Origin of the sequence: Wolbachia endosymbiont (group A) of Ischnus inquisitorius (assembly GCF_964026985.1) — a bacterium.
GTDB lineage: Bacteria > Pseudomonadota > Alphaproteobacteria > Rickettsiales > Anaplasmataceae > Wolbachia > Wolbachia pipientis.
The window spans coordinates 367,847-389,250 of the sequence record NZ_OZ034715.1; the positions used below are offsets into that span (position 1 = coordinate 367,847).

Consider the following 21,404-nt stretch of genomic DNA (forward strand, 5'->3'; position numbering starts at 1 on the left):
CCTATAAAATGTGGTGCACCCTGAGCGACTTGAACGCCCGACCTTTTGATCCGTAGTCAAATGCTCTAATCCAACTGAGCTAAGGGTGCTTTCACAAAGTTAACTTTAGCAGGTTTTGTAGCTTGATTCAATTAATTTGGCTAAAAATAAAACTGTTAATTTTTACCACGCATGAACCACTAACAATTCCCAGACTGCTGTTCCACATTAGGATTATTAAATTCACTATAAGAAGGAGAAGCGCTTGGAGTAGTATTAGGATATTGAGGAGAGTAAGGAGGTGGTGCATCACGAGAAGAATCTCCATAACCATGCACTTGTTTAAGATAGCTATCTACCGCTCTTTCAGCTTTCTCGATATTTTCTGATTCTTCCTCATGCTTCATATGAAAAGCTAAACCACCAGCAAAACATACGAGAGAATTAACGCCAAGGATAGCTAAACCCCACACTGGTAAGACTGGGTAAACAGCACAAGCTACCAAAGCTGCCAAAGAAACAACGCCAACCGCAAATTCTATATTTCTGAACGTTTTAAATTTACTATCCAGGTAATCTATTTTTTCTTCTTTTCTAGCCACTTTTCTGCTGCTGTTATACCAAAAACACATACCAGCATGGAAAGCAACACACACAACTGCAGCTACTATACCCAAAGCTAATAGCTTTCTACTGTCTTCTGATTCTTTTTTATTCTCTTTTCTCCCTTGATGAGTGGTATTACCATTGTTAATATTCGTTATATTATTAACCGTAGTGTGACCACGTCCACCGAATAAAGAATCCATCCAGCATTGTAATAGCAAATAATCCCAAAAGTCTAAACCTCTATTGTGTACATGTATATGTGTAATCTGAGAGCCTGTAGGTTATGCGTTATTCCCTGCGTTATATTGATCATTTCTGCTTCCTGTATCGTGCCTATTGCTTGAATTTGGATGTGTAAATTCTTCATACACATTTTTAAAATTCTCCTTGCTCCAAGTTAAATTCGGTGTATTATTACAATACTGTAGAAACCCTTCAATATTATTATTATTACCTAATTTCTTTATATAGGCTAACGCATACCTTTTTAAAACACTATCACTTGCTACCATAAATACCCTCTTAAGTTAAGATTAAATTAATAAATATTTATTATAACAAGATAACATCTACTTGTCAACTTGAGCCTGATTCAAGTATCCGTTCAGAGTGTGGCAGAAGAACTTATTCAAATAAAGTAGGTGGTAAAATATAAACATTTTATAAAGTGAAAAATGGACTTTTCAGACCACTGCCGAGCTAAAAAAGCCCTGAAAAACGTGATACTTAGGCCACTTCTTGCTTAAGCTGTACAATTTCAGCTTGAGAAAGGCCAGTGGATTCAGCTATTAAATTAACAGATACACCAGCTTTAAGTAAATTTTTTGCAACTTCGATTTTTCCTTTCTCTATACCTTCCTCAAGTTTGTATTCAAGAATGGCTTCTTCTTTCCGCAGATCCATTATTCTTTCTTCATATGCTACTAAATCTTTTTCATTCCAGCTAAACCTGTCTAATTCATCGTAGGCTAACTTTATTATTGGTGCTTTTTCTGCTATCAACTATGTTTTTTAAAAATTTTTTTATTTGTGTAATTTTGCAAATTATATGGGCAATAAAAACCCGTTTGTCATAGAAATAGAATTTTATATCAAACAGCTACCACAGCAATTTCTGCTTAAGCTAATGAATATGTGCTTTAAGTCTGTGTGGACGCACATATTCATTAGCCAATTTCAGTTACCGTTGTGAAGATTTTTAAGTATGCAAATTAATTGCTTCTTTAAGTCTTGTATTAGCAATTATAGCTCTTTCCACAGAAGTCCGGATATGATAAGATTAAGGATAGATGGCGATAAGGAGGTTGGATGCCGGCAGCATATAGTTATGATTTAAGAAAAAAAGCAATGGAAGCACTAGACGAAGGGGAAAGCAGAGAAGCAGTGGCAGCAAGATTTAAAATTGGACGAACTACTTTGTGGGAGTGGCAGCAAAGAAAAAAAGAAACAGGCGACTTTCAGTCAAAAAAACTCGGTAATGGAGGTTACAATCAGAAAATTATCGACTGGAATAAGTTTATCGAATTTGCTAAAAAACACGGTAGAAAAACTCTGTCGGAAATGGCTAAACTTTGGGGCAACGTTAGTATCCAAACGATCCACCGAGCTCTCAGAAAAATTGGATTTACGCGCAAAAAAAGACATATGGATACAAGGAAAGGAACGAAGAAAAACGTGCTGAATTCTTAAAAATTATAGCAACAAAAGAACCAGAAAACTTAGTGTATATAGATGAGTCTGGGATTGATAACACGGAGGACTATCCATATGGGTATTGCCAGAAAGGACAGCGATTTTATGCCCTAAAATCTGGAAAAAAAACTCAACGAATCAGCATGGTTGCAGCCTTAAGTAGAAGAAAGATAGTTGCTCCATTAACATTTGAAGGCCACTGTAATATGGATATTTTTAATGGATGGTTTGAGCAATTTTTGGCACCGATCTTAGAACCTGGACAAACTGTCATTCTTGATAATGCTACTTTTCATAAGTCTGATAAGCTTATCAAGCTCGCTAAAGGAGTCGGTGCAGAAATTTTGTATCTGCCGCCTTATTCTCCAGATTTTAACAAAATTGAGCATCATTGGTTTGCTATAAAAAACAGAGCCAGGAAAAACATTCCTCTATTCGAATCCTTTCGTCGTGCTGTTGATTCTGCCTTCCTATGACCTATTCGGACTATTATGAGAAATGCTATAACATATAAAACTTTCCATTCTTCCTCAGCTAATAAGGCAGTACATAGTAATGTTGGGTTAGTTCTTGCAATTGATGTAATAAAGAAAATTCTCCAAGCAATAATGCTCATGACTGTTAAATACCTCATTAATCTTTCTGCTGTTCCAAGTCTACATTCCTCAACTTTGAGACCAGATTTTAAAATCTTATGCAATATCTCTATTTTCCATCTCAAACAATACCAACTAACTTTTTCAACAGCTTCTTCAAAAGTACTGACCGGAAAAAAGCATCCACTCTAGAGGACTTGCTTCGGGAGGAGAGTTTTTTTCAACAACATGAATTGCGTGAAGTTGTAGACTCTGTCGGTTTATATTTTATGTGACCTTCTTTACATTTTATATGGCCTTCATGTGATAAATTTTCCGAATCTAATTTCTAAAAACGCTGTCCTTTTTTGCTTGTTATCTCTAGCAGGGATTTCAACTTCTACTTTTCCAGCGCAAGGGAGGCCTTGGATAAATGACCATAATTTTTGCTTGTTCCTGGTATGCATGAATTTTTTATTTACATTTCTGTTGTGGCGAGCTCTTACTAAAATTGCTGAGTTAAGATTATGTGCAAGTTCAAAAAAATCATGCATATCTGCTTCTCTGTCACATACAGTTATAGCTTCGGTTTGGGCCAGATCTATAATATTATTTGTTTTCTTTAAACTTTCTAGCCATTTCATACTTTCTTTATCCTCAATATGAACGTTGTTACGATGGCTCTTTAGTCTTTTTTCTTCTTCAGAAATGAGTTGCCTCGAGTAAATCTTTTGATCCAGTATTCCCAGCTTCCGTACTAACAGCAAGGGCTGTATGCATTACTGCTCCTTTTCCAGCAATAGTTCCCAATCCGCTTATGGCTTGAGTATGAAATATAAGTTGTATCTTGAATCACAAGAATTCTTTTATGAGCTTTTGTTCTTTCAACTGTTTTATCAATGTGTGAAGCTAGAATATCGACTTCTTTTACGTTCTCATTTTGAAAAAAACGTTATGCTGCTTTTGCTTCTGACCAACTTCCGCATGCCTCATTAATTGAGCTTTCAGGTAAACTTATCAAACTATCAGCAATCTTTACTAATCGGTCAGTTAATCTTTTATCTCCAAGTACAGCATCTCCAAATTCATTTTTAGCCCATTCATTACTCTCGTTTGCCATTTTTATACCCTCAATATTTGCAAACTTTAATATTGTAATACTTTATTTATAAGTACATTTATATTTGTGGGTAATAGTAAGATTTGATATGCTGCCAACACTTATGTTCAAATTAAAAATGTCATTTATGATACTAGCCACTTCACGCTTTGAGTTTTTGTAAAATCCGCTGAGTGCTGCAATTATAGACTTAACCCTTGGACCAAATGTATCTGGCGTAACACCTTCTGGTAACTTGCTACTTTTTCTTTTTCTGCATCTCCAACAACGACCATGTTCCAATTACTACATAAGGCCTAATTTCCGGAAGATCAACTTTTTGGTGAACATAAGGTTTTTCGCATATTACAAGCTCTCCTCCGCATTCGCAAATATTAGGCAACTCTATTTTTACTACTTTATCCGCTTCCATTGTGGCATGAAAATTTCCTTTATGCCCAACCTGATCGCCAACATTCCTTTCGCTTTTTGGCTTGTCCTTTTTTGTTTTGTACAATTCTTTAGAGCTCGGTAGAGATGAATTTTTCGAGTTTAAACCAAGCCTTTCCTTTAATTCAGCGTTCTCTATCTTTAAAGCTTTATTTTCTGCTTTTAAGTTTTCTATCTCTGCTTTCAGTTTTTCTATTTTTTGCTGTAAATTTTTGCAAAGTTCTAAAAGGTTTACCACATTACCTCACTTTTGCTCTATGATTATCTTTATTATCTTGCTTTGTCTACCTTATTCTACCACTCCGCTGAACGGATACAATTTACTAAACAGAAAAAAAGGCAAAAGAAACCCTAGGGTAGCTAGTTATTCACTATCCATTTTTTAAGTTGGCGTTTTTTGATGTTTTAAATAGCGCGTTTCAGCTTGTGTAGGTAAAAACCTAGAAATATTGTGAAGACATAAGGTGCACATAGTGCAAAAAATTAAAAATAAGACGCCAACTACGTTGTTTTCTTGCTGTTTAATCTGCACAGATGAAGATAACTGAATACCTTCAGTTTCATGATAAGGGGGCTGGCGAAGGGTGTCAAGCAAGTTTTTTCGTTTCTATTTCCAATAAAAGTTTGTTATATGGTTATGCAAGAAGTCTATTATAAATGAAATGAATGTGAAAAATATCTTGTTAGCACTTTTAGTACAAATGATATTCAGTTTGCCGCTATTTGCAGCTGATCCTGTTTTGCTCAACTGCATTAAAACTCCGGAAATATATGACCTTGATGCAAGGCCAAAAAATTTTAGCTCTTCAAACAATTTAAGAAGGAAACCTGGTTCTCCAAATAGTGCAATAGGGGAATTAATACACATAGTGGGTAGAATTACTGATATAAACTGCTTACCAATACAAAATGCTGTAGTTTCTATATGGCACGCGAATTCACGCGGCGTGAACCATTACGATAAGAATATAGAGGATGATCTGAATTTTGCTGGATCAGGAAGGTTTGTAGTGAATAATCTTGGCTATTATAATTTTATTACGATAGCACCTGGTAAAATTGGTGATAGAGCTCCACATATCAACTTTCTAGTTCAACATCCGGATTTTCCAGAATTCACAACGCAAATGTTTTTTGCTGACCATAATTGCGATAATTGCGCTGATCCTGTTCTTGAAGATTTTGTTAGTAATGGGCTTGCAAGCCTTCTCATAACACCATTTACTTACAGTGATCAGGTCATAAAAACCTATACGTTTAACATTACCTTGGGCGGATATAATAAGTTCTCTAATAAAAGATAAAAAACCTTGCATGTAAGGGAGTCCATAGTAAACTTAAGTGTTATTGTACTTAGGATGTATATGAAAAATATCTTACTGATGTTTTTGCTATGTTTTATGTACAGTTTACAATTATTTGCAACGGAGATACCAGCAATGAAAATAACAATTTCTAAAATTTCGCCCGATTTTAAAACAATAGTAATGGGTTTATTTGAAGACAACGAAACCGTAAATGATGGCGGAGTTTTGCAAGGAAAACAGGTCATAGATAATATAAAGCAATTTAGCGATTTCAATGGAAGTTTTGGTGAATTTTTCTCTACTGCTTTGCCAGAAGAAAAAAATGTTATAGTTGTTGGACTGGGTAAGAAGGATGAATGGAATGAAAATAAAGAATTAAATATTGGTGGTAAAATATATTGTGAGCTAAGCAGATTAAAAATTAAAAAAGCAGCGGTTTTAATCGAAGGTAGTGCAGCAAATGTTGCATATGGTGCGTTTCTGCGTAGTTTTAAGTTTGATAAGTATAAAACTAAAAAGGATGAGAAAATTACAGAGGTAGAGGAGATTACCGTATTAGTAAAAGATGAACAATTAAGTAATGCTGAAAGATCATTTGAGCACTTAAGGCAAGAAGGTGAGAGTATATTCCTTGCGCGCTCTTTTATAACAGAGCCTCCTAACATTCTATATCCAGAATCCTATGCTGATCATATAAAAAAAGAACTTACTAAGCTTGGCCTTGAAATCGAGGTGCTTGATAAAAAGCAGATGGAAGAGAAAAAAATGGGAGCCTTGCTTGGAGTTGCACAAGGAAGTAGTAAAGAACCAAAATTAGTAGTGATAAAATGGAATGGAGCTTCTAAAGAACAAAAGCCTATAGCTTTTGTTGGTAAAGGTATAACGTTTGACACTGGTGGAGTATCACTCAAACCTTCACGTGGTATGGAGTCAATGAAATATGACATGGCAGGCTCTGCTACTGTGGTTGGGGTGATGCATGCTTTAGCAGGACGAAAAGCAAAAGTAAATGCGATCGGTGTGGTCGCACTTGCAGAAAATGCAGTGGGTGGTAATGCTCAAAGACCAAGTGATGTAGTAACTTCAATGTCTGGACAAACAATAGAAGTGTTGAACACCGATGCAGAAGGAAGGCTCATACTTGCAGATGCTTTATGGTATACGCAAGATAGATTCTCACCAAAATTTATGATTGATCTTGCAACTTTAACTGGTGCTATAGTGGTTGCACTTGGAAATAACGAATATGCTGGTCTTTTTTCAAATAATGATGAATTAGCAAACCGTCTGATTGATGCAGGAAATGAAGTAAATGAGAAGTTATGGCGTTTTCCTATGAATGAAACTTATGACAAAATTATTGATTCACCGATTGCTGATGTTCAAAACATCGCTCCTGCAGGCTCTGGTGGAGATAGCATAATGGCTGCACAGTTTTTACAGCGTTTTGTGAATGAAACTTGCTGGGCACATTTAGATATCGCAGGCACTGCTTGGCACGAGAAAGGTACTGACATTTGTCCAAGAGGAGCAGTAGGTTTTGGTGTAAGGTTACTTAATAAGTTGGTTGAGAAGTACTACGAAGCCAATGATTAAAGGTCTTTATACTGGATTTATGGCTTAGCTACATGAACGTTTATTTTCGAGGCGCAGCAAATGAAAGTAGCTGATACATATTTCTTTTTTTCTGGATTCCAGTGTCAGCTACTTTCATGACACCCTGACAACCGTCATCCCGCTACTTGTTAGCGGCTGAGATACCGCGAATGAATCGCGGTATGACGGTTCGTGGCGGCGTGACGATAAGCTCGTCATCCCGCTGCTTGTTAGCGGGATCTAGAGATACCGCGGCGGTATGACGTAGGACTGCTGTCATCCCAGTGCTCCTTTTTTTGTCATCCAAGTAGCCTCCTATGGTGTCATCCCAGTGCCCAGACACTGGGATCCAGTTGAGCTATTTCAACAAAAATACTGCATTTTGAGATGAACGTTTATTTTCACCAGATTATTTACAAGTATAACAATTAAAGTCTGGATTCCAGTGTCAAGCACTGGAATGACACCGTCTTGGATGGAAACCAGTGTTGGCTACTCGGATGACATCATAGGGGCGCTGGGATGACACCCTGACAATCGTCATCCCGCTGCTTGTTAGCGGCTAAGAGATACCGCGGCGGCATGACGTAGGGAAACCGTTTTTTGGGTTAGCTATAACAGTAGTCAGGAAACAATAGCTTAAAAAGAGACTTAGTGTTAAATTTCTAATAGATTACTTATAAAAATAAATCCTATGGAAAGCAGAGCTAAGGCTTGGTTCATTTGGCTGATTAGTAACTTGGTTGTTATATTCAGCAACATGCAGATAATTTATACCTTTATAAGTGTAAATCTCGAAAAGGAACTTGGACTTACAATCGCGCAAGTTGCACTGGCTAATTCAGCATATACTTGGACTTTCGCCATCTTACAATTTTTTAGTGGAGCAACGTTTAATGTTTTTTCCAGTAAAAAAATTTATTTTTTCTCGTTATCAACTATGATCTTGGGGTTTTTTGTCCTTATTAATAGTGACAATTTCTCCCATTTGATTTTGTCTCAAGTGTTGATTGCAACTGGAGCATCATTTGGTTTTATTGGTGCTGCTCACACAAGTAGCATATGTTTTTCCGCTGCCCAATTTGGACTAATGTTTTCACTAGTGCAGACAATTTCAAGCCTTTCTGCTTTGGTAATTCAAATACTGTTCTCTAACTTGCTTGCCGAAGATGCATATTGGAAAAATCTGATTGTATGCATAATACTATTTGGTGTGTTGATATTTGTACTTACGCTTTTTTGTCCAAACACACTTCCAGAAAGCAGCTCAGAAAAGCGCACAATAAAAAGCTCTATGAAGACAGTAATGTGCTCTATATTAACAGTGCTAAAATTAAGAGATATCTGGATAACTTCAGTGGTGGGTGCTATTACTTTTGGAACATTTTTAGCACTTAATACCTTGTGGGCTCCAAGGTTACTGGGCAACTCAGAACTCAATGCAATGGAGTCAGGTATAGCAACTGCAATACTATGGCTTGGTCTTGCAGTTGGTGCTCCAATTGCAGATCGAATCTCAAACTTATTTAAAAATAGGAAACATGTAATTTCTGCTTTTGCTTTATTGCAAGGCGTCTCAATTATTATTTTACTATACAGCCATTTAACAGTCCACGTTGTGTACTTTTGTATGTTAATGTTCGGGTTTTTTGCGGGAGGACATATGCTTAATTTTACTGTCGGCAGCGAGATTGTGAAACGAAAATACATCAGCACATCATCATCCATTATCAATGGATTTATGTTTATTGGCAGTGGAGTTATAGTGTCAATGTTAGCACTTTTTACAGATCATAAAATGGCACTTTTTGCAATATTGATAGTTGCCGGTATTTTAAATTATGCAACAAAAGAGACATACTCTAAAAAATAAAGTAGCTGAATCTCGAGTCGATTGCTATATTATATTTACGTATTGTAATATTTATCAATAATGGATCACGTTACAACAAAAGACACAACAGTAACTAAGGCAACGATAGCTGGAGATATAAACCAAGAAATAGGATTATCAAAGGAAGACTCTGTTTCGATAATAGATGATATATTGGACGAAATAAAGACAAGCTTGGTAAAGGATGGAATAGTAAAAATATCGTCATTTGGAACATTCTTGGTTAAGAAAAAGAAGGAAAGACCAGGAAATATACCAAATACATCGGAGAAAGTGATGATTCAGGCAAGAAATTCAGTTTCTTTTAGGCCTTCAAAAATTATAAAAAAATCAATCAATAATTAATGAACAAGGAAAAATTATTTTATACGATTGGGGAAGTAGCTGAAGAGCTACATTTGGAACAGCATGTTTTGAGATTTTGGGAAGGTCAATTTCATCAAATTAAGCCTACAAAGCGTAAAGGAAGAAGGCTATATGATCGCAAGTGTATAGAGGCCATAAAGAAAGTAAAATACATGCTATATGATAAAGGATATACAATAAAAGGAGTGCAAAAAGAATTTGGTAATGATATAAAAGTCACAAAGAATTTGTTGCAAGAACTCACCGATTTGAGGGACTATTTAACTAGTAAAATAAATAACGAGGAAAGTAACAAGCAGGCGTGAAACACTACGTCTCGCTAAAATTTTGGAGTTTTGTGAGAGTTTAAAATGTGGCATATAGCCTCATTTCTTATGTTATTAGCAATATTAATAGGCTGTGGCCTGCAAAAACCTGCACCTGTGCTGCTTAAAGGCGAAGAATTTTACGGAAAAAGAGATCTGGAATATACAAGAGAGTACCATTTAATTAGGGAGCCTTCAGTGCAAAAAGAAAGTAGAAAAGCCATCATAAATAGGATATACAAAGATAACAATAATACACAAAATGTGGGGGTAAATTGTAAATTTGTAATGCCAGTTAAAGGTTCAGCTACCTCTTCTGATGAAATGTGTAAGGATGGCATAAAAATTGCTGCTCAAAATGGAACGAACGTAGTTTCCTCTGCACCAGGCAAAGTGATATATGTAGGCAAAGGGCTGAGATGGTATGGGAATTTAATTATAGTGGAACACAAAGATAATTACATGACTGTGTACTCCTATTTAAAAAACATACATGTTGAAATTGGCGATAAAGTAAAGCAAGGTCAAGTAATTGGATCTGCAGGTAAATCAAGCACACAAGATAAAGATCCACAGATGTGTTTCACAATACGACATAATGGCCAAGCGGTTGATCCTTTGATGCATATGAACTGTAATTGAATTTGGATTTATATGAAATATGATTTTAAAAGTGTTGAAAAATTTTATCAAGATAAATGGGATTTTTCTGTAAGCAAGAGTGGTAAACAAGAAAAGTGTTACGTGTTGGAAATGTTTCCATATCCATCTGGTAAAATTCATATGGGACACTTACGTAACTATGCAATAGGGGATGTGATAGCGCGTTACAAGAGAGCTAATGGATTTGAGGTTTTGCATCCAATTGGCTGGGATGCGTTTGGATTACCAGCTGAGAATGCAGCAAGGGATAACAATATTAGCCCCGAAACATGGACAAAAGAGAATATAGATAATATGCGTACACAGTTGAAATCTATAGGTCTTTCTTATAATTGGGAGCGTGAACTCTCCACATGTGAGCCTGATTATTACAAACACGAACAAAAATTTTTCCTGGATTTTTTAAAGCATGGGCTTGCCTATCGAAAAGAATCATGGGTTAACTGGGATCCAGTGGACCAAACAGTGCTTGCAAATGAACAGGTGGTTGATGGAAAAGGATGGCGATCAGGTGCAGTTGTTGAAAAACGTAAGTTGTCCCAATGGTTTTTAAAGATTACTGATTTCGCTGAAGATTTACTCAAGTGCCTGCAAAGTTTGAAAAATTGGCCAGAAAAAGTCAAAACAATGCAGGAGCGTTGGATAGGAAAATCTGAAGGAGCAACTATAGAGTTTGAAGTAGTTGGCCTGAATAAGAAATTAAAAGTTTTTACAACTTATCCTCATACTTTGTTTGGGGCTTCTTTTTGTGCAGTGGCAGCAGAGCATCCTATTGTGAAGGATTTAAAGAATGGTTCTTCTGTTGTCATCCCAGTGCTTGACACTGGGATCCAGGAAATAAAATCAAAAAGAGAGAACGATGAAAAAATAGGAGTTTACACCGGATTAAACGTCAAACATCCATTTCTTGATAAGGAATTGCCGCTTTACATAGCGAATTTTGTGTTGATGGAATATGGGGAAGGCGCGATTTTTGGTTGCCCTGCACATGATCAGCGTGACTTTGAATTTGCACAGAAATATAATTTGCCGATAATTCCCGTTATTTCTTCAGCCCACTTAGGTGTCATTCCAGCGCGTGACCAGAATTCTTACAATGGATCCCAGTGTCAAGCTACTCAGATGACAAAGGAGGCGTATACTGGAGACGGGACAATGTTTAACTCCGAATTCTTAAACGGATTAATGGTTAGTGAAGCAAAGGAAGCCATAGTTAAAAAATTTGAAGAAAAAAAAATAGGCAAAAAAACAATAAACTATCGTTTGCACGATTGGGGAGTTTCAAGGCAGCGTTATTGGGGATGCCCTATACCTATCATATATTGCAAAGATTGCGGAACTGTTCCAGTGCCAGAAAAAGACCTTCCTGTAGTTCTACCAATAGATGTAGAATTTACAAGTGGTGGCAATCCGCTGGATAAGCACCCAACTTGGAAATTTGTTGATTGTCCAAAGTGCGGAAAGCAAGCAGAGCGTGAAACTGATACATTCGACACCTTTTTTGAATCTTCCTGGTATTTTGCTGCATTCTGTAGTGAAGATAAATCAATAGACAAAGATGCATGTAATCGTTTTATGCCTGTTGATTATTATATAGGTGGGATAGAACATGCAATTCTGCATTTGCTTTATTCAAGATTTTTCTGCCGTGCTTTAACCAAATGTGGCTATTTTGATATTAAAGAGCCTTTCTCTACTTTAATCACTCAAGGAATGGTCTGCCATGCAACTTATAAAGACGAAAATGGTAAGTGGCTATTTCCCGCAGAAGCAAAAGAATTAATAGCGCGAGGTGCAAAAGTTCAAGTGGGCAAAGTTGAAAAAATGAGCAAATCGAAAAAGAATACAGTTGACCCAAACTTTATCATAGAAAAGTATGGTGCTGATACTGCTCGCTTGTTTGTGTTGTCCGACACTCCTCCGGAGAAAGATATGGAATGGTCCGATGATGGCGTGGAAGGTTGTTCTCGTTATGTAAATAAATTGTGGCGTATGGTCATGCAGCTAAGACCTGTAAATATACACTATGATAATGAAAATGTTATGGGTGGACTTCTAGAGTACAGAAAAAAAATTCATAAACTCTTACACGGACTTACAGATGACTTGGAAAACTGCAGATTAAACTGTGTAGTGGCAAAATTTCGTGAGATGACGAATTTAATAGCTGAAATAGACGTAAAAACTGGAAAATCTCTTATTGATGAAGGTATATGTATATTAATCAGAGTAATCGAACCATTCATACCACATCTAGCTGAAAGCCTATGGCAAGAAATAGGAGGTCAACCTTGGCCAAAAGCTGATGAATCATTATTAGTTGACGATACGGTAACTATAGCAGTGCAAATCAATGGAAAATTACGTACAACAATCAAGGTGGCAATTAACTTACCTCAAGAAGAATTGAAGAAAATAGCGATAGACTCTGTGTCCAGTAAGATCGATCAAAGCAAAGTTCGCACTGTATATGCTGTACCAAATAAGATAGTAAATATAGTTATATAAAAGACCTGAGTAGTACGTTTTATATAATCTGATTTTATGGCTATACTTTTTTTGACATGTAGTTATATCTTTTTTAATATAAAGGATATATACTTATGCATTATATATTTTTTTGTATGAGGAGTTATATGAAAATAAAGAGATTGTGCGTTTTGGCTGTGTTGCTTACTTCATCTCTAGCAGGTGCAGCTAGTAATAGTGCAAGTAAGTCAGAAGATAAGTATAGCCTTTCTTATAATAGTCCGAATGCGATAAGATATGTGTTTATGGCTATAGCAGGCCAGTAGCATATTACGGTCTGTTCGGATTATTGTAAAAAGAGCTATACTATGCAGGTTTAAACTTTGGTGCTGGTTGGGGTGGTGGCTTTAAAATGAAACCTGGTGTTGTTCTTGGTTACCATTATGACCAAAACTCTAAATTTGAACTTGAGGTTCTCAGTAATATTAAGTCATTAAAGAGCATAGGAGCTAGCTTATTGGCAAACTACCGCTTCTATCCTGACCTTGATATTGATCCCGTTAAACTATATGTCAGCGGAGGTTTAGGAGGATATCTCCAAATAACACCTTTTGGCTTTGGTGTTAGTGATACAGTTGATGGTGATGGCAATAGTTCACAAGAAGAAAAAGAAAAGGAAGAAGAAACACAAGGTGCTCCAGAATCAGGTGGTGAAGCTGCTGGTTCATCTGTAGTAGATAAAATACTGAGTTCTATTTCCTATAAACTAAAGTTAGGTGTTGATTATGAAATTACTCCGCAGATAATTGGTGCAGTTGGTATGACCATGGGTGGGCAACTAAGTGGTATAAAAGCAAAACAAATACCAGATGCAACTCTAGAGATAGGGGTACGTTATAATTTTTAATGCTGCTACTTAGTTCATAAAGGTAGAGACGATGTTGAGGATGAAATAAACAGCATTAAAAAAAATCCGAAAACGTATTTTCGAATATGGTTTTGAACGCTAGCTATAGATTAGAAAAATAACAAGAAAAAGGGTAAACATACTGTAATTGCTGTTGAATGATGGAGTCCATTATTTTAGCACGAAGTAACGAATTCAGTAGAATAAGTTCTTCAAAAATAATTTAAACTTTTATTAGTAGGAGCAGTCTCATGGAATATTATAGCGATCTCACTAAAAGAAACTTTTATAAGTATCGTTGATGAGAAAGGAAAAATTGTTAAGGAAGAAGTTGTTGCAAGAGAAAGTAAGGCAATAGCTGAATTTTTTCTTGGTCAAGGCGAAAATGACCTTACCCAGAAAAAGTGGAGAGAAAGTGTGGAATGTTTTTTACAAAAAGAATGATGCATCAAATTGTTCTGGAATGCAATAGTTATAGCCTTTCTTATAATAGTCCGAATGCGATAAGATATGTGTTTATGGCTATAGCAGGCCAGTAGCATATTACGGTCTGTTCGGATTATTGTAAAAAGAGCTATAATAGTGACGTTGTTTGTTATAAAAAATTTCTATATATTCAAATATAGCAGTTTTGATATGCTGTTTAGAGTGCCGAGAGGTGTCTATTGGTAACTCCCTTTTTAGAGAACTGAAGAAGCTTTCTACAACAGAATTGTCGTAACAACAGCCTTTATTACTCATCTATATTCTTTACAGCTAAGAGATATTGATACCCTTGCGCAGTATATTGTAAACCTTGGTCACTGTGCAGCAGTAGATTTTTAACAGGTTTACGCCTATTAATGGCCATTAATAAAGAGTTCATAACCAATTGTTTATTTATTGCACTACTCATTAACTACCATACGTGAGAATTATTGCTGCCAAATATAGCCATCCCTCCTTGGTTTTGATGTAAGTAATCCCATACTTTATTTGGTTGATCAACAATAAAGTTTTGATCTAGTATATTGGGAGCTACAGCTCTATTATCTGTTTGTTGTTTTTTAATTTTAAACTTTCTTCTCAGTATAGCCCTGATGTCATTTTTCTGCATAATACTTTGCACCGTTTTCAAATTGCAACTTTTACCCAAAGCCTTCAATTCAGCATGAATTTTAGGAGCTCCATATCTACATTTAGAAACTTGATATATTTTTTGAATAGCTTCGAGTAGCTCTTTATTTGCTGATTCTCTACTGCTTATTTTTCTTGTGGTCCACTTATAGTAGCCACTAGCAGAAAATCCTACATAATTCCTGTACTTTATAGCAGTTACTATATAAAAAAATATTTTACTCTTTTTGACTGGCCAGGGCTTTTTTTTAAATGTCTCTTTCCCTTGTTACTCTTGCTTTGTAAATCAAACCTCTCTTTGTCGTAAGGAGCCATGTTACCTCTACCTGGAAATGCATTTGCCGCTGACTTTTTTTCGTTGTGTTTCTTTATCCATTTTCCTAATAAACCACCCTTTATTCCTAAATCTCTTGCTATTTTTGTAATTGTTTGACCTGCCTTTCTTTGTTCATTTGCCAGTTTAACAGCTTCCAATTTGAATTCTGCCGTATATTCTCTTACCATTTCTAATCCTCCAAAATTTTATTTTACCCAAAAAAACTCTTTTCTTTCTCTCCACTTTTTCTGGGTAAGGTCAAACAATGACTATGCAAAAAACCTAATAACATGTATAATCTATAAATAATTTCTGAGGTAGATTGTGAAACTAGGTGTTAATATCGATCACGTTGCAACCCTCCGCAACGCACGCGGAACTTCTTGTCCAGATCCATTGAAAGCAGCAGAAATAGCCATTGACGCTGGAGCAGACTTTATTACTGTACACTTACGAGAAGATAGAAGGCATATTAGAGATGAAGACGTATTTAACCTAAAAAAAAGCATTAGCACTGAGCTAAATCTTGAAATTGCAGCCACGGAAGAAATGCTTGAAATAGCAAAAAAGGTAAAACCCTATTCGATTAGTATAGTACCAGAAAAAAGAGAAGAATTAACAACCGAAGGTGGCCTGGATATCGTGAATATGCACAGTAAACTTTCTAGTATAATAGAGGAAATGCATAGCTCTAGCATAAAAGTCTCACTGTTTATCGATCCAAATATTGATCAACTAAAATATCTTGAAAAGCTAGGGACAAAACCTGACATAATAGAAATTCACACAGGGGATTACTGTGATAATCCATCAGAAAAAAAGTTACAGTTAATTACTAATGCTGCAGAGTACGTCAATAAATTAGGAATAGAATGCCACGCAGGACATGGCATAACTTATAAACACGCTAATAAGATGACAAGAATACCTCACATCTCAGCTCTTAACATAGGCCACTATTTAATTAGCGAAGCTGTATTTTACGGCTTACACAGCGTAGTAAAAACAATGAAAATGACAATGTCTAACTAACTGCTGCTTTTTCCTTCTCATTTAAAATACTTAAAAGAGTTTGGCTTGCTTTAAATTTTACCCTTGTCTTTTTAGGAACAGTCATGATCTGACCACTTTGGGGGTTACGACATTGTTTTTCCTGACTGATAGTAGTAGAAAATGTTCCTATTCCATGCAAACGTATTTCACCTTTCCCATGCAGCTCATTCTTTATTATTTTAATAAACGCATCATGAATCTTGCTCAAATCAGATTTTGTTATATCTATATTCTGACTAGAACAATCTTCCTTTAATTGTTTTATTATATCTTCTTTACTCATAAATTACCTTAATATTGAAAAAATCACATAAATAGCATATTATGTTGACACCGATAGTCAACTAAATTCATCACAAAAATAGAGGATATCATACATTTTTGCAAATATTTGTATAATACTTACAAAAAAACACCCCTATAAAATAACTATCTCTTAGAAAATTGACACTTTTTCCGAGCTTTATGTTGACCATATTTCTTACGTTCAACAACACGTGAATCTCTAGTTAAGAACTCACCATTACGTAGTATAGAATGCAAATCTTGGCTTACACTACTTAAAGCTCTGCTTATTCCATGAGCTAGAGCACCTGCTTGACCAGATAGCCCTCCACCTTTTACAGTTGCAAATACATCGTATTTATCCAATGTGGAAGTTGCAACAAATGGCATTTTTACTATTTGGCACACTGACTCTCTTTTAAAATAAGAAATTAGATCGCCTTTTTTGTTAACACTAAATTTTCCACTCCCCGGCTTTATCCATACTCTTGCTACAGATTCTTTTCTTCGTCCTGTAGCATATAAACGACCAAGCGAATCAACTGCTGATTTAATTGTCTTTTCTGACCAATCATTGTTATTTATTGTAGAACTCTTCATTTTTACTCCATTACTTTTTATTTTTACGATTCAAAGAGGCAAAATCTATCTTTTCAGGTTGCTGTCCTTGATGCTTATGCTCTGAACCAGAATAAACATACAAATTTTCAAAGCGTCTACGTGCCATAGGCCCATCATCAAGCATCCTTTTCACTGCCATTTCTATTACACGCTCAGGAAATTTGCCATTTAAAATATTATCTGGAGTAGTTTTCTTCAAACCACCAGAATAACCTGTATGCTTATAGTAAATTTTATCTTTAAGCTTCTTTCCGGTGAAATGCACCTTTTCTGTGTTGATAATAATTACATTATCGCCACAATCCATATGAGGTGTATACTCAGGTTTATGCTTTCCACGTAATAGTGTCGCTACAAATGCTGCAAGCCTCCCTACCACTAATCCTTCTGCATCTATGACAAACCACTTTTTATTGATTTGTTTCTCCTTTAAGAAAAAAGTCTTCATTATTTGATCCAACAATAGTAAGCTATGATATACTTAATTTCTCAATAGTGTCAACAATATTAGTTATTGATTATTAAAGTAATTTATGTTAGTAATTGAGCTGCGCAACCAATATGCATAGGAATTAGAATGTTTCGATTGATTATCACACTTGCGATCATTTTTAATACTATAAGTTGCTATGCAACCGATGTGGGAGAAGTGATAAGCAAAGCCATCAAAAATAGCTCAAAAATAAAGTCTCAATTTTACCAATATAAAAGCGCAGAAAAACACTATAAATCTTCTGGGTTAGCTGGATTTTTACCTGACATTAATTTGCAATACAATTTCGATAGTAACTTTAATCTTGATACATCTGAAAAAAAACTTACATTGCGCCAGAAATTAATCGATGGCGGTGGTACCTTTGCCACATTCAGTCGATCAAGCCATCTTCTCAAAGCAGAAAAGATGCGATTTCAGCAATTAAAACAAGAGCTTGCACTTAATGCTGTGAAAGCATATGTTAATGTTTTACAAAAGACAGAAATATTAAAGCTCAGAGAACATAAAGAACGCGTTTCTTTGGAACATTTGTCAGCTATGAAAAAACGCTTTTCCCTTGGAGAGGTAACCAATGCTGAAGTTTTGTTAGCAAAAGCAAAATTTTCGTCTTCTATATCCGAAAGAGTTGATGCTGAAGGTAAATTAAAGTTGGTAAATATTGCTTATTATCATTTGATTGGCGAAGATGCTGATGACCTTTCTGAAGCTAATGATAAACTACCTTCTGTTCCAGAGCTAAATGAATGTTTACAGTTAGCAAAAACCAATAATTTATCTCTAAAAGCAGCAGTTTATCAAAAAAGAGCAGCCGGAATGGAAGTGATTGCTGAAAGCTCTAAGTGGCTTCCTTCTTTAAATCTAAGTGCAAGCAAAAATTTTGGGGAGGATGGTATGAAGGTAGACAAACTATTAGACAATGTTCATGTAGTTTTTACTCTTGATGTTCCAATCTTTAAGAGAGGAGTTAATGCTTTTGGTGTCAGTAAAGCTAAAATGGATGCAAAAAAATCTACCTACGATTATTATGAAACGGTAAAAAATATAGAACAAGCAGTTGTAAATGCTTGGAATAATGTGTTGACAGCAAAGGCCATTATCAAAGCAAGTCAAGAAGCGGAAAAAGCAGCAGCTCTAGCATTGGAAGGAGTTGAGCAAGAAGTAAACTTAAATTTAAAGAGTACATCTGACCTTTTGTACACTGAAGATGCATTATTTAAAGCACGTTCAGACTTAGTTGAAGCAAAAAGCAATTATGTGATTAGTGTTTACAACTTGCTTTTTATGATAAATAGTATAAACCTCTAAATTTAATGGTATTAGCACTATGCATGATGAACAAGGTAATCAATCTGTAAAAGATATCCTAGAAGATATAAAAAAAGCTATATCGGGTAAAAACGCGAGTAACGATAAAGCAGAAATAAAGGATGAAAATGATGATGTGCTATACCTTGAGGAAGAGTATCCAGAAGAAATAGAAGAAGATGGCAAAAAAGAAAATAATGAAAAAGAGGACATTGATAATGATGACCAAAGTGAGGAAATGGCTTGCAACAATAACCAATTTAATGGCCATAGCTACAATTCAGAAGAAAAAAAAGATATTTATTTGTACGATAATATCCAAATGAGTAATAACAAAGCGATTAATAGCGGCTTACAAGCGCAAAATAACGATCATCTAATTTTAAAAGAGAATATGGAAGAGATCAAAGCGTTGCTTGGAAAAATGCAAAACGAATTACAGCATAAACAACAAAAAAAAGCGAACCTTACTGTTGAAGAATTAGTTACATCTCTTTTAAAACCTCAGCTCTCAGAATGGCTGAATAAATATCTACATGCACTGGTAAAAGAAGTAGTTGAAAAAGAGCTTAAAGATATAATCAATAATAAGTAGGGTATTAGCAATAAAAACTAGAGTAAAGACAGCTAGAGGCAGAAAACTATCTTCAACAAGGTGGCTACATCGTCATTTGAATGATCAGTATGTGCAAAAAACTAGCAAGGATGGTTATAGGTCACGCTCAGCATATAAGCTGGTAGAAATAGATAACAAATTTAAATTATTCCAAGAAGGGCAAAAAATTATTGATCTTGGTGCTTCTCCTGGTGGATGGTCACAAGTTGCATCTCAGAAAGGTGCAAATGTGGTTGCTCTTGACATAAAACCAATGAACGCAATTAATGGAGTAGAGTTTATACAATGTGATATTATCAATGAGTTTGAAATTTTAAGAGAAAAATTCAAGGATCAAAAATTTGATGTAATTTTATCTGACATGGCGCCCGAATCTTGTGGTTTAAAATCGTTGGATCATATCAGAATTATGCTTTTATGCGAAGCAGCGCTCAATTTTGCAAAGCATTTCTTGAGTCATGGTGGCACGTTTGTAGTAAAAATTTTCCAAGGAGAATCTGACAAAGATTTTTGTAACGAGCTAAAAAAAATGTTTAAAACAGTAAAATACTTTAAACCAAAGTCAAGTAGATCTGAATCTACAGAAATGTATTTGGTAAGTTTAGGCTTTATTGGCAGCAAACCTTCTATATAATATTAATCTAGGTAGTCCGCAGAAACAAAAAACTTGCTTGACAAACCTCGCCAGCCCCCTTATCATGAAACTGAAGCTATTGTATTTGCTTTCGCCAATCTGCAGATTAAAAGGTAAGGATTACTTAATGTATCGGCGTCTTATGTTCAATTTTTTGCAGTATATAGATACTGTATGTCTTTACAAAACTTCATCTACATCTAGATTTTTATCTAAATAAGCTGAACGCGCTTATAAAGCGTTACAAGACATCAAAAAATGCCAATACTCGACAGAGATAGTAAAAGACTAGCTAACTCGGGGATTCTTTGTCTTTTTTTCTGCTTAGTAAATTTCTTAAACATTTGCAGTGTAGGTTAGTTGCAATTAAAAGCAGCTAAATCTTGCTTGTCAAGCGTTTAAAACATAAAAAACGCCAATATTTTAAAGCAGATAATAACCCCAGGGCTTCTTTTGCCTTTTTTTTTATTTGGTAAATTTCTTAAATATTTATAGCTAAACGACAATCGTCATCCCAGCGGGATCTGGAGATACCGCGGCGGTATGACGGTTCACGACGGCATGACGATAAGGTTTATATCTTGTCATCCCAGTGCTTGACACTGGGATCCAGGAATTTTATTAAGTTGGTGAGCATAAAAATAGCTGTTTTACGTTAAAATACAATGTTTTGATGATTATGGAAAGGCTGGATTCCAGTGTCAAGCACTGGAATGACACCATAGGGGCACTGCCATCATAAAGGAACCAGTGTCGGCTACTCGGATGACATCATAGGGGCGCTGGGATGACACCCTGACAATCGTCATCCCGCTACTTGTTAGCGGGATCTGGAGATACCGTAACGGTATGATGAGGGAGAACAGTTAGCGGATGAGATACCGCGAATGAATCGTGGTATGACGGTTCGCGGTGGCATGATGTAGGACTGCTGTGACACCATTATAGAATGAACCAGTGTCAGCTACTTGCATAGAAAATGTTTATGACTAATTTTTAGATCAAACATGGAATTTCGACAAACTTAACTTTTTTGTGAGATAGTTCAGCA

General features: G+C 35.6%; 22 protein-coding genes, 1 tRNA gene and 4 pseudogenes. 14 read left to right on the forward strand and 13 right to left on the reverse strand.

The annotated features are described in order from the left end of the window. Nucleotides 1–11: 11 nt before the first annotated feature. The 4 genes and pseudogenes from AAGD90_RS01895 to AAGD90_RS01910 all read right to left on the reverse strand — a co-directional run. Nucleotides 12–89 (reverse strand) — tRNA-Arg (locus AAGD90_RS01895). A 90-nt stretch (nt 90–179) separates the two neighbouring features. After that, on the reverse strand, nt 180–788 hold the full coding sequence (locus AAGD90_RS01900) for a hypothetical protein (RefSeq protein ID WP_341822032.1): 609 nt from the start codon (nt 786–788) through the stop codon (nt 180–182). Nucleotides 789–869: 81 nt separating this feature from the next. Beyond that, nucleotides 870–1,100: a hypothetical protein gene (locus tag AAGD90_RS01905; RefSeq protein WP_341822033.1), complete on the reverse strand. Its 231-nt coding sequence runs from the start codon at nt 1,098–1,100 to the stop codon at nt 870–872. 214 nt (nt 1,101–1,314) lie between these two features. After that, nucleotides 1,315–1,587 (reverse strand): annotated as a pseudogene (locus AAGD90_RS01910) (hypothetical protein); the annotation flags it as partial. 309 nt (nt 1,588–1,896) lie between these two features. Here AAGD90_RS01910 and AAGD90_RS01915 point away from each other — a divergent pair. Then, a protein-coding gene (locus tag AAGD90_RS01915; RefSeq protein WP_156518142.1) for an IS630 family transposase occupies nt 1,897–2,756 on the forward strand; the annotation gives its coding sequence in 2 pieces (ribosomal slippage) (nt 1,897–2,221 and nt 2,221–2,756; 861 coding nt in all). A gap of 29 nt (nt 2,757–2,785) precedes the next feature. On the opposite strand, the pseudogene AAGD90_RS01920 reads toward AAGD90_RS01915, so the two are convergent. Next, nucleotides 2,786–3,975: pseudogene (locus AAGD90_RS01920) on the reverse strand (IS4 family transposase); the annotation flags it as partial. Between the two features lie 54 nt (nt 3,976–4,029). Continuing rightward, nucleotides 4,030–4,642 (reverse strand): annotated as a pseudogene (locus tag AAGD90_RS01925) (DUF6444 domain-containing protein); the annotation flags it as partial. 296 nt (nt 4,643–4,938) lie between these two features. On the opposite strand from AAGD90_RS01925, the gene AAGD90_RS01930 reads away from it, so the two are divergent. From AAGD90_RS01930 to AAGD90_RS01970, 9 genes and pseudogenes are all read left to right on the forward strand, one after another. Then, complete coding sequence (locus AAGD90_RS01930) at nt 4,939–5,061, forward strand: hypothetical protein (RefSeq protein WP_255322264.1); 123 nt, start codon at nt 4,939–4,941, stop codon at nt 5,059–5,061. A gap of 5 nt (nt 5,062–5,066) precedes the next feature. Continuing rightward, on the forward strand, nt 5,067–5,708 hold the full coding sequence (locus tag AAGD90_RS01935) for a protocatechuate 3,4-dioxygenase (RefSeq protein ID WP_010962336.1): 642 nt from the start codon (nt 5,067–5,069) through the stop codon (nt 5,706–5,708). 135 nt (nt 5,709–5,843) lie between these two features. Further along, nucleotides 5,844–7,307: a leucyl aminopeptidase gene (locus AAGD90_RS01940; protein ID WP_233395611.1), complete on the forward strand. Its 1,464-nt coding sequence runs from the start codon at nt 5,844–5,846 to the stop codon at nt 7,305–7,307. Between the two features lie 760 nt (nt 7,308–8,067). Then, the gene (locus tag AAGD90_RS01945; protein ID WP_341822167.1) at nt 8,068–9,180 is read left to right on the forward strand and encodes an MFS transporter; all 1,113 of its coding nucleotides are present in this window, start codon (nt 8,068–8,070) and stop codon (nt 9,178–9,180) included. A gap of 60 nt (nt 9,181–9,240) precedes the next feature. Then, nucleotides 9,241–9,546: an integration host factor subunit alpha gene (locus AAGD90_RS01950; protein ID WP_006279881.1), complete on the forward strand. Its 306-nt coding sequence runs from the start codon at nt 9,241–9,243 to the stop codon at nt 9,544–9,546. Further along, nucleotides 9,546–9,872: a MerR family transcriptional regulator gene (locus AAGD90_RS01955; RefSeq protein WP_006279880.1), complete on the forward strand. Its 327-nt coding sequence runs from the start codon at nt 9,546–9,548 to the stop codon at nt 9,870–9,872. Before AAGD90_RS01950 ends, AAGD90_RS01955 begins: the two co-directional genes overlap by 1 nt. A 45-nt stretch (nt 9,873–9,917) precedes the next feature. Next, nucleotides 9,918–10,514 (forward strand): murein hydrolase activator EnvC family protein, encoded by a 597-nt coding sequence (locus tag AAGD90_RS01960; RefSeq protein WP_006279879.1) that lies wholly within the window; start codon nt 9,918–9,920, stop codon nt 10,512–10,514. 12 nt (nt 10,515–10,526) lie between these two features. Further along, nucleotides 10,527–13,043, forward strand: a complete 2,517-nt coding sequence (gene leuS / locus AAGD90_RS01965) for a leucine--tRNA ligase (protein WP_341822034.1) — start codon at nt 10,527–10,529, stop codon at nt 13,041–13,043. Nucleotides 13,044–13,171: 128 nt separating this feature from the next. Continuing rightward, nucleotides 13,172–13,911, forward strand: a pseudogene (locus tag AAGD90_RS01970) (hypothetical protein). Nucleotides 13,912–14,285: 374 nt separating this feature from the next. On the opposite strand, the gene AAGD90_RS01975 reads toward AAGD90_RS01970, so the two are convergent. The 4 genes from AAGD90_RS01975 to AAGD90_RS01985 all read right to left on the reverse strand — a co-directional run bounded on the left by AAGD90_RS01975 (nt 14,286) and on the right by AAGD90_RS01985 (nt 15,531). After that, nucleotides 14,286–14,453 carry a hypothetical protein gene (locus AAGD90_RS01975; protein WP_341822035.1) on the reverse strand — a complete coding sequence of 56 codons (168 nt, stop codon included), beginning with the start codon at nt 14,451–14,453 and terminating at the stop codon, nt 14,286–14,288. Between the two features lies 1 nt (nt 14,454). Continuing rightward, entirely contained in the window at nt 14,455–14,652 is a 198-nt protein-coding gene (locus tag AAGD90_RS07155) for an IS3 family transposase (RefSeq protein WP_410529983.1), read from the reverse strand. Between the two features lie 157 nt (nt 14,653–14,809). Beyond that, nucleotides 14,810–15,244, reverse strand: coding sequence for an IS3 family transposase (locus tag AAGD90_RS07160; RefSeq protein WP_144078574.1), 435 nt, complete (start codon nt 15,242–15,244; stop codon nt 14,810–14,812). Beyond that, a complete protein-coding gene (locus tag AAGD90_RS01985; protein WP_264373917.1) occupies nt 15,229–15,531 on the reverse strand; it encodes a transposase in 303 nt (100 codons plus the stop codon). Before AAGD90_RS01985 ends, AAGD90_RS07160 begins: the two co-directional genes overlap by 16 nt. Nucleotides 15,532–15,667: 136 nt before the next feature. On the opposite strand from AAGD90_RS01985, the gene AAGD90_RS01990 reads away from it, so the two are divergent. Further along, on the forward strand, nt 15,668–16,375 hold the full coding sequence (locus tag AAGD90_RS01990) for a pyridoxine 5'-phosphate synthase (protein WP_341822036.1): 708 nt from the start codon (nt 15,668–15,670) through the stop codon (nt 16,373–16,375). On the opposite strand, the gene AAGD90_RS01995 is transcribed toward AAGD90_RS01990, so the two are convergent. The 3 genes from AAGD90_RS01995 to rplM form a co-directional block, all read right to left on the reverse strand. Beyond that, complete coding sequence (locus AAGD90_RS01995; RefSeq protein WP_341822037.1) at nt 16,368–16,679, reverse strand: HU family DNA-binding protein; 312 nt, start codon at nt 16,677–16,679, stop codon at nt 16,368–16,370. The two genes, AAGD90_RS01990 and AAGD90_RS01995, sit on opposite strands and share 8 nt — an antisense overlap. A 146-nt stretch (nt 16,680–16,825) precedes the next feature. Continuing rightward, a complete protein-coding gene (gene rpsI / locus AAGD90_RS02000; protein WP_006279875.1) occupies nt 16,826–17,281 on the reverse strand; it encodes a 30S ribosomal protein S9 in 456 nt (151 codons plus the stop codon). Nucleotides 17,282–17,291: 10 nt separating this feature from the next. Beyond that, complete coding sequence (gene rplM, locus AAGD90_RS02005) at nt 17,292–17,750, reverse strand: 50S ribosomal protein L13 (RefSeq protein ID WP_341822038.1); 459 nt, start codon at nt 17,748–17,750, stop codon at nt 17,292–17,294. 129 nt (nt 17,751–17,879) lie between these two features. On the opposite strand from rplM, the gene AAGD90_RS02010 reads away from it, so the two are divergent. From AAGD90_RS02010 to AAGD90_RS02020, 3 genes are all read left to right on the forward strand, one after another. Further along, nucleotides 17,880–19,103, forward strand: coding sequence for a TolC family protein (locus tag AAGD90_RS02010; RefSeq protein ID WP_341822039.1), 1,224 nt, complete (start codon nt 17,880–17,882; stop codon nt 19,101–19,103). Nucleotides 19,104–19,122: 19 nt separating this feature from the next. Beyond that, nucleotides 19,123–19,698, forward strand: coding sequence for a DUF2497 domain-containing protein (locus tag AAGD90_RS02015; protein ID WP_341822040.1), 576 nt, complete (start codon nt 19,123–19,125; stop codon nt 19,696–19,698). A gap of 76 nt (nt 19,699–19,774) precedes the next feature. Then, the gene (locus AAGD90_RS02020) at nt 19,775–20,353 is read left to right on the forward strand and encodes an RlmE family RNA methyltransferase (protein WP_264373700.1); all 579 of its coding nucleotides are present in this window, start codon (nt 19,775–19,777) and stop codon (nt 20,351–20,353) included. Nucleotides 20,354–21,404: the final 1,051 nt, after the last annotated feature.

Excerpts from the sequence above, each read along its gene's own strand:
- AAGD90_RS01900 (WP_341822032.1), bottom strand. The coding sequence starts at position 788 with ATGGATTCTTTATTCGGTGGACGTGGTCACACTACGGTTAATAATATA.
- AAGD90_RS01905 (WP_341822033.1), bottom strand. The coding sequence starts at position 1,100 with ATGGTAGCAAGTGATAGTGTTTTAAAAAGGTATGCGTTAGCCTATATA.
- AAGD90_RS01930 (WP_255322264.1), top strand. The coding sequence starts at position 4,939 with ATGAAGATAACTGAATACCTTCAGTTTCATGATAAGGGGGCTGGCGAA.
- AAGD90_RS01935 (WP_010962336.1), top strand. The coding sequence starts at position 5,067 with ATGAATGTGAAAAATATCTTGTTAGCACTTTTAGTACAAATGATATTC.
- AAGD90_RS01940 (WP_233395611.1), top strand. The coding sequence starts at position 5,844 with ATGAAAATAACAATTTCTAAAATTTCGCCCGATTTTAAAACAATAGTA.
- AAGD90_RS01945 (WP_341822167.1), top strand. The coding sequence starts at position 8,068 with ATGCAGATAATTTATACCTTTATAAGTGTAAATCTCGAAAAGGAACTT.
- AAGD90_RS01950 (WP_006279881.1), top strand. The coding sequence starts at position 9,241 with ATGGATCACGTTACAACAAAAGACACAACAGTAACTAAGGCAACGATA.
- AAGD90_RS01955 (WP_006279880.1), top strand. The coding sequence starts at position 9,546 with ATGAACAAGGAAAAATTATTTTATACGATTGGGGAAGTAGCTGAAGAG.
- AAGD90_RS01960 (WP_006279879.1), top strand. The coding sequence starts at position 9,918 with ATGTGGCATATAGCCTCATTTCTTATGTTATTAGCAATATTAATAGGC.
- leuS (WP_341822034.1), top strand. The coding sequence starts at position 10,527 with ATGAAATATGATTTTAAAAGTGTTGAAAAATTTTATCAAGATAAATGG.
- AAGD90_RS01975 (WP_341822035.1), bottom strand. The coding sequence starts at position 14,453 with ATGCTACTGGCCTGCTATAGCCATAAACACATATCTTATCGCATTCGG.
- AAGD90_RS07155 (WP_410529983.1), bottom strand. The coding sequence starts at position 14,652 with ATGAGTAATAAAGGCTGTTGTTACGACAATTCTGTTGTAGAAAGCTTC.
- AAGD90_RS01985 (WP_264373917.1), bottom strand. The coding sequence starts at position 15,531 with ATGGTAAGAGAATATACGGCAGAATTCAAATTGGAAGCTGTTAAACTG.
- AAGD90_RS01995 (WP_341822037.1), bottom strand. The coding sequence starts at position 16,679 with ATGAGTAAAGAAGATATAATAAAACAATTAAAGGAAGATTGTTCTAGT.
- rpsI (WP_006279875.1), bottom strand. The coding sequence starts at position 17,281 with ATGAAGAGTTCTACAATAAATAACAATGATTGGTCAGAAAAGACAATT.
- rplM (WP_341822038.1), bottom strand. The coding sequence starts at position 17,750 with ATGAAGACTTTTTTCTTAAAGGAGAAACAAATCAATAAAAAGTGGTTT.
- AAGD90_RS02010 (WP_341822039.1), top strand. The coding sequence starts at position 17,880 with ATGTTTCGATTGATTATCACACTTGCGATCATTTTTAATACTATAAGT.
- AAGD90_RS02015 (WP_341822040.1), top strand. The coding sequence starts at position 19,123 with ATGCATGATGAACAAGGTAATCAATCTGTAAAAGATATCCTAGAAGAT.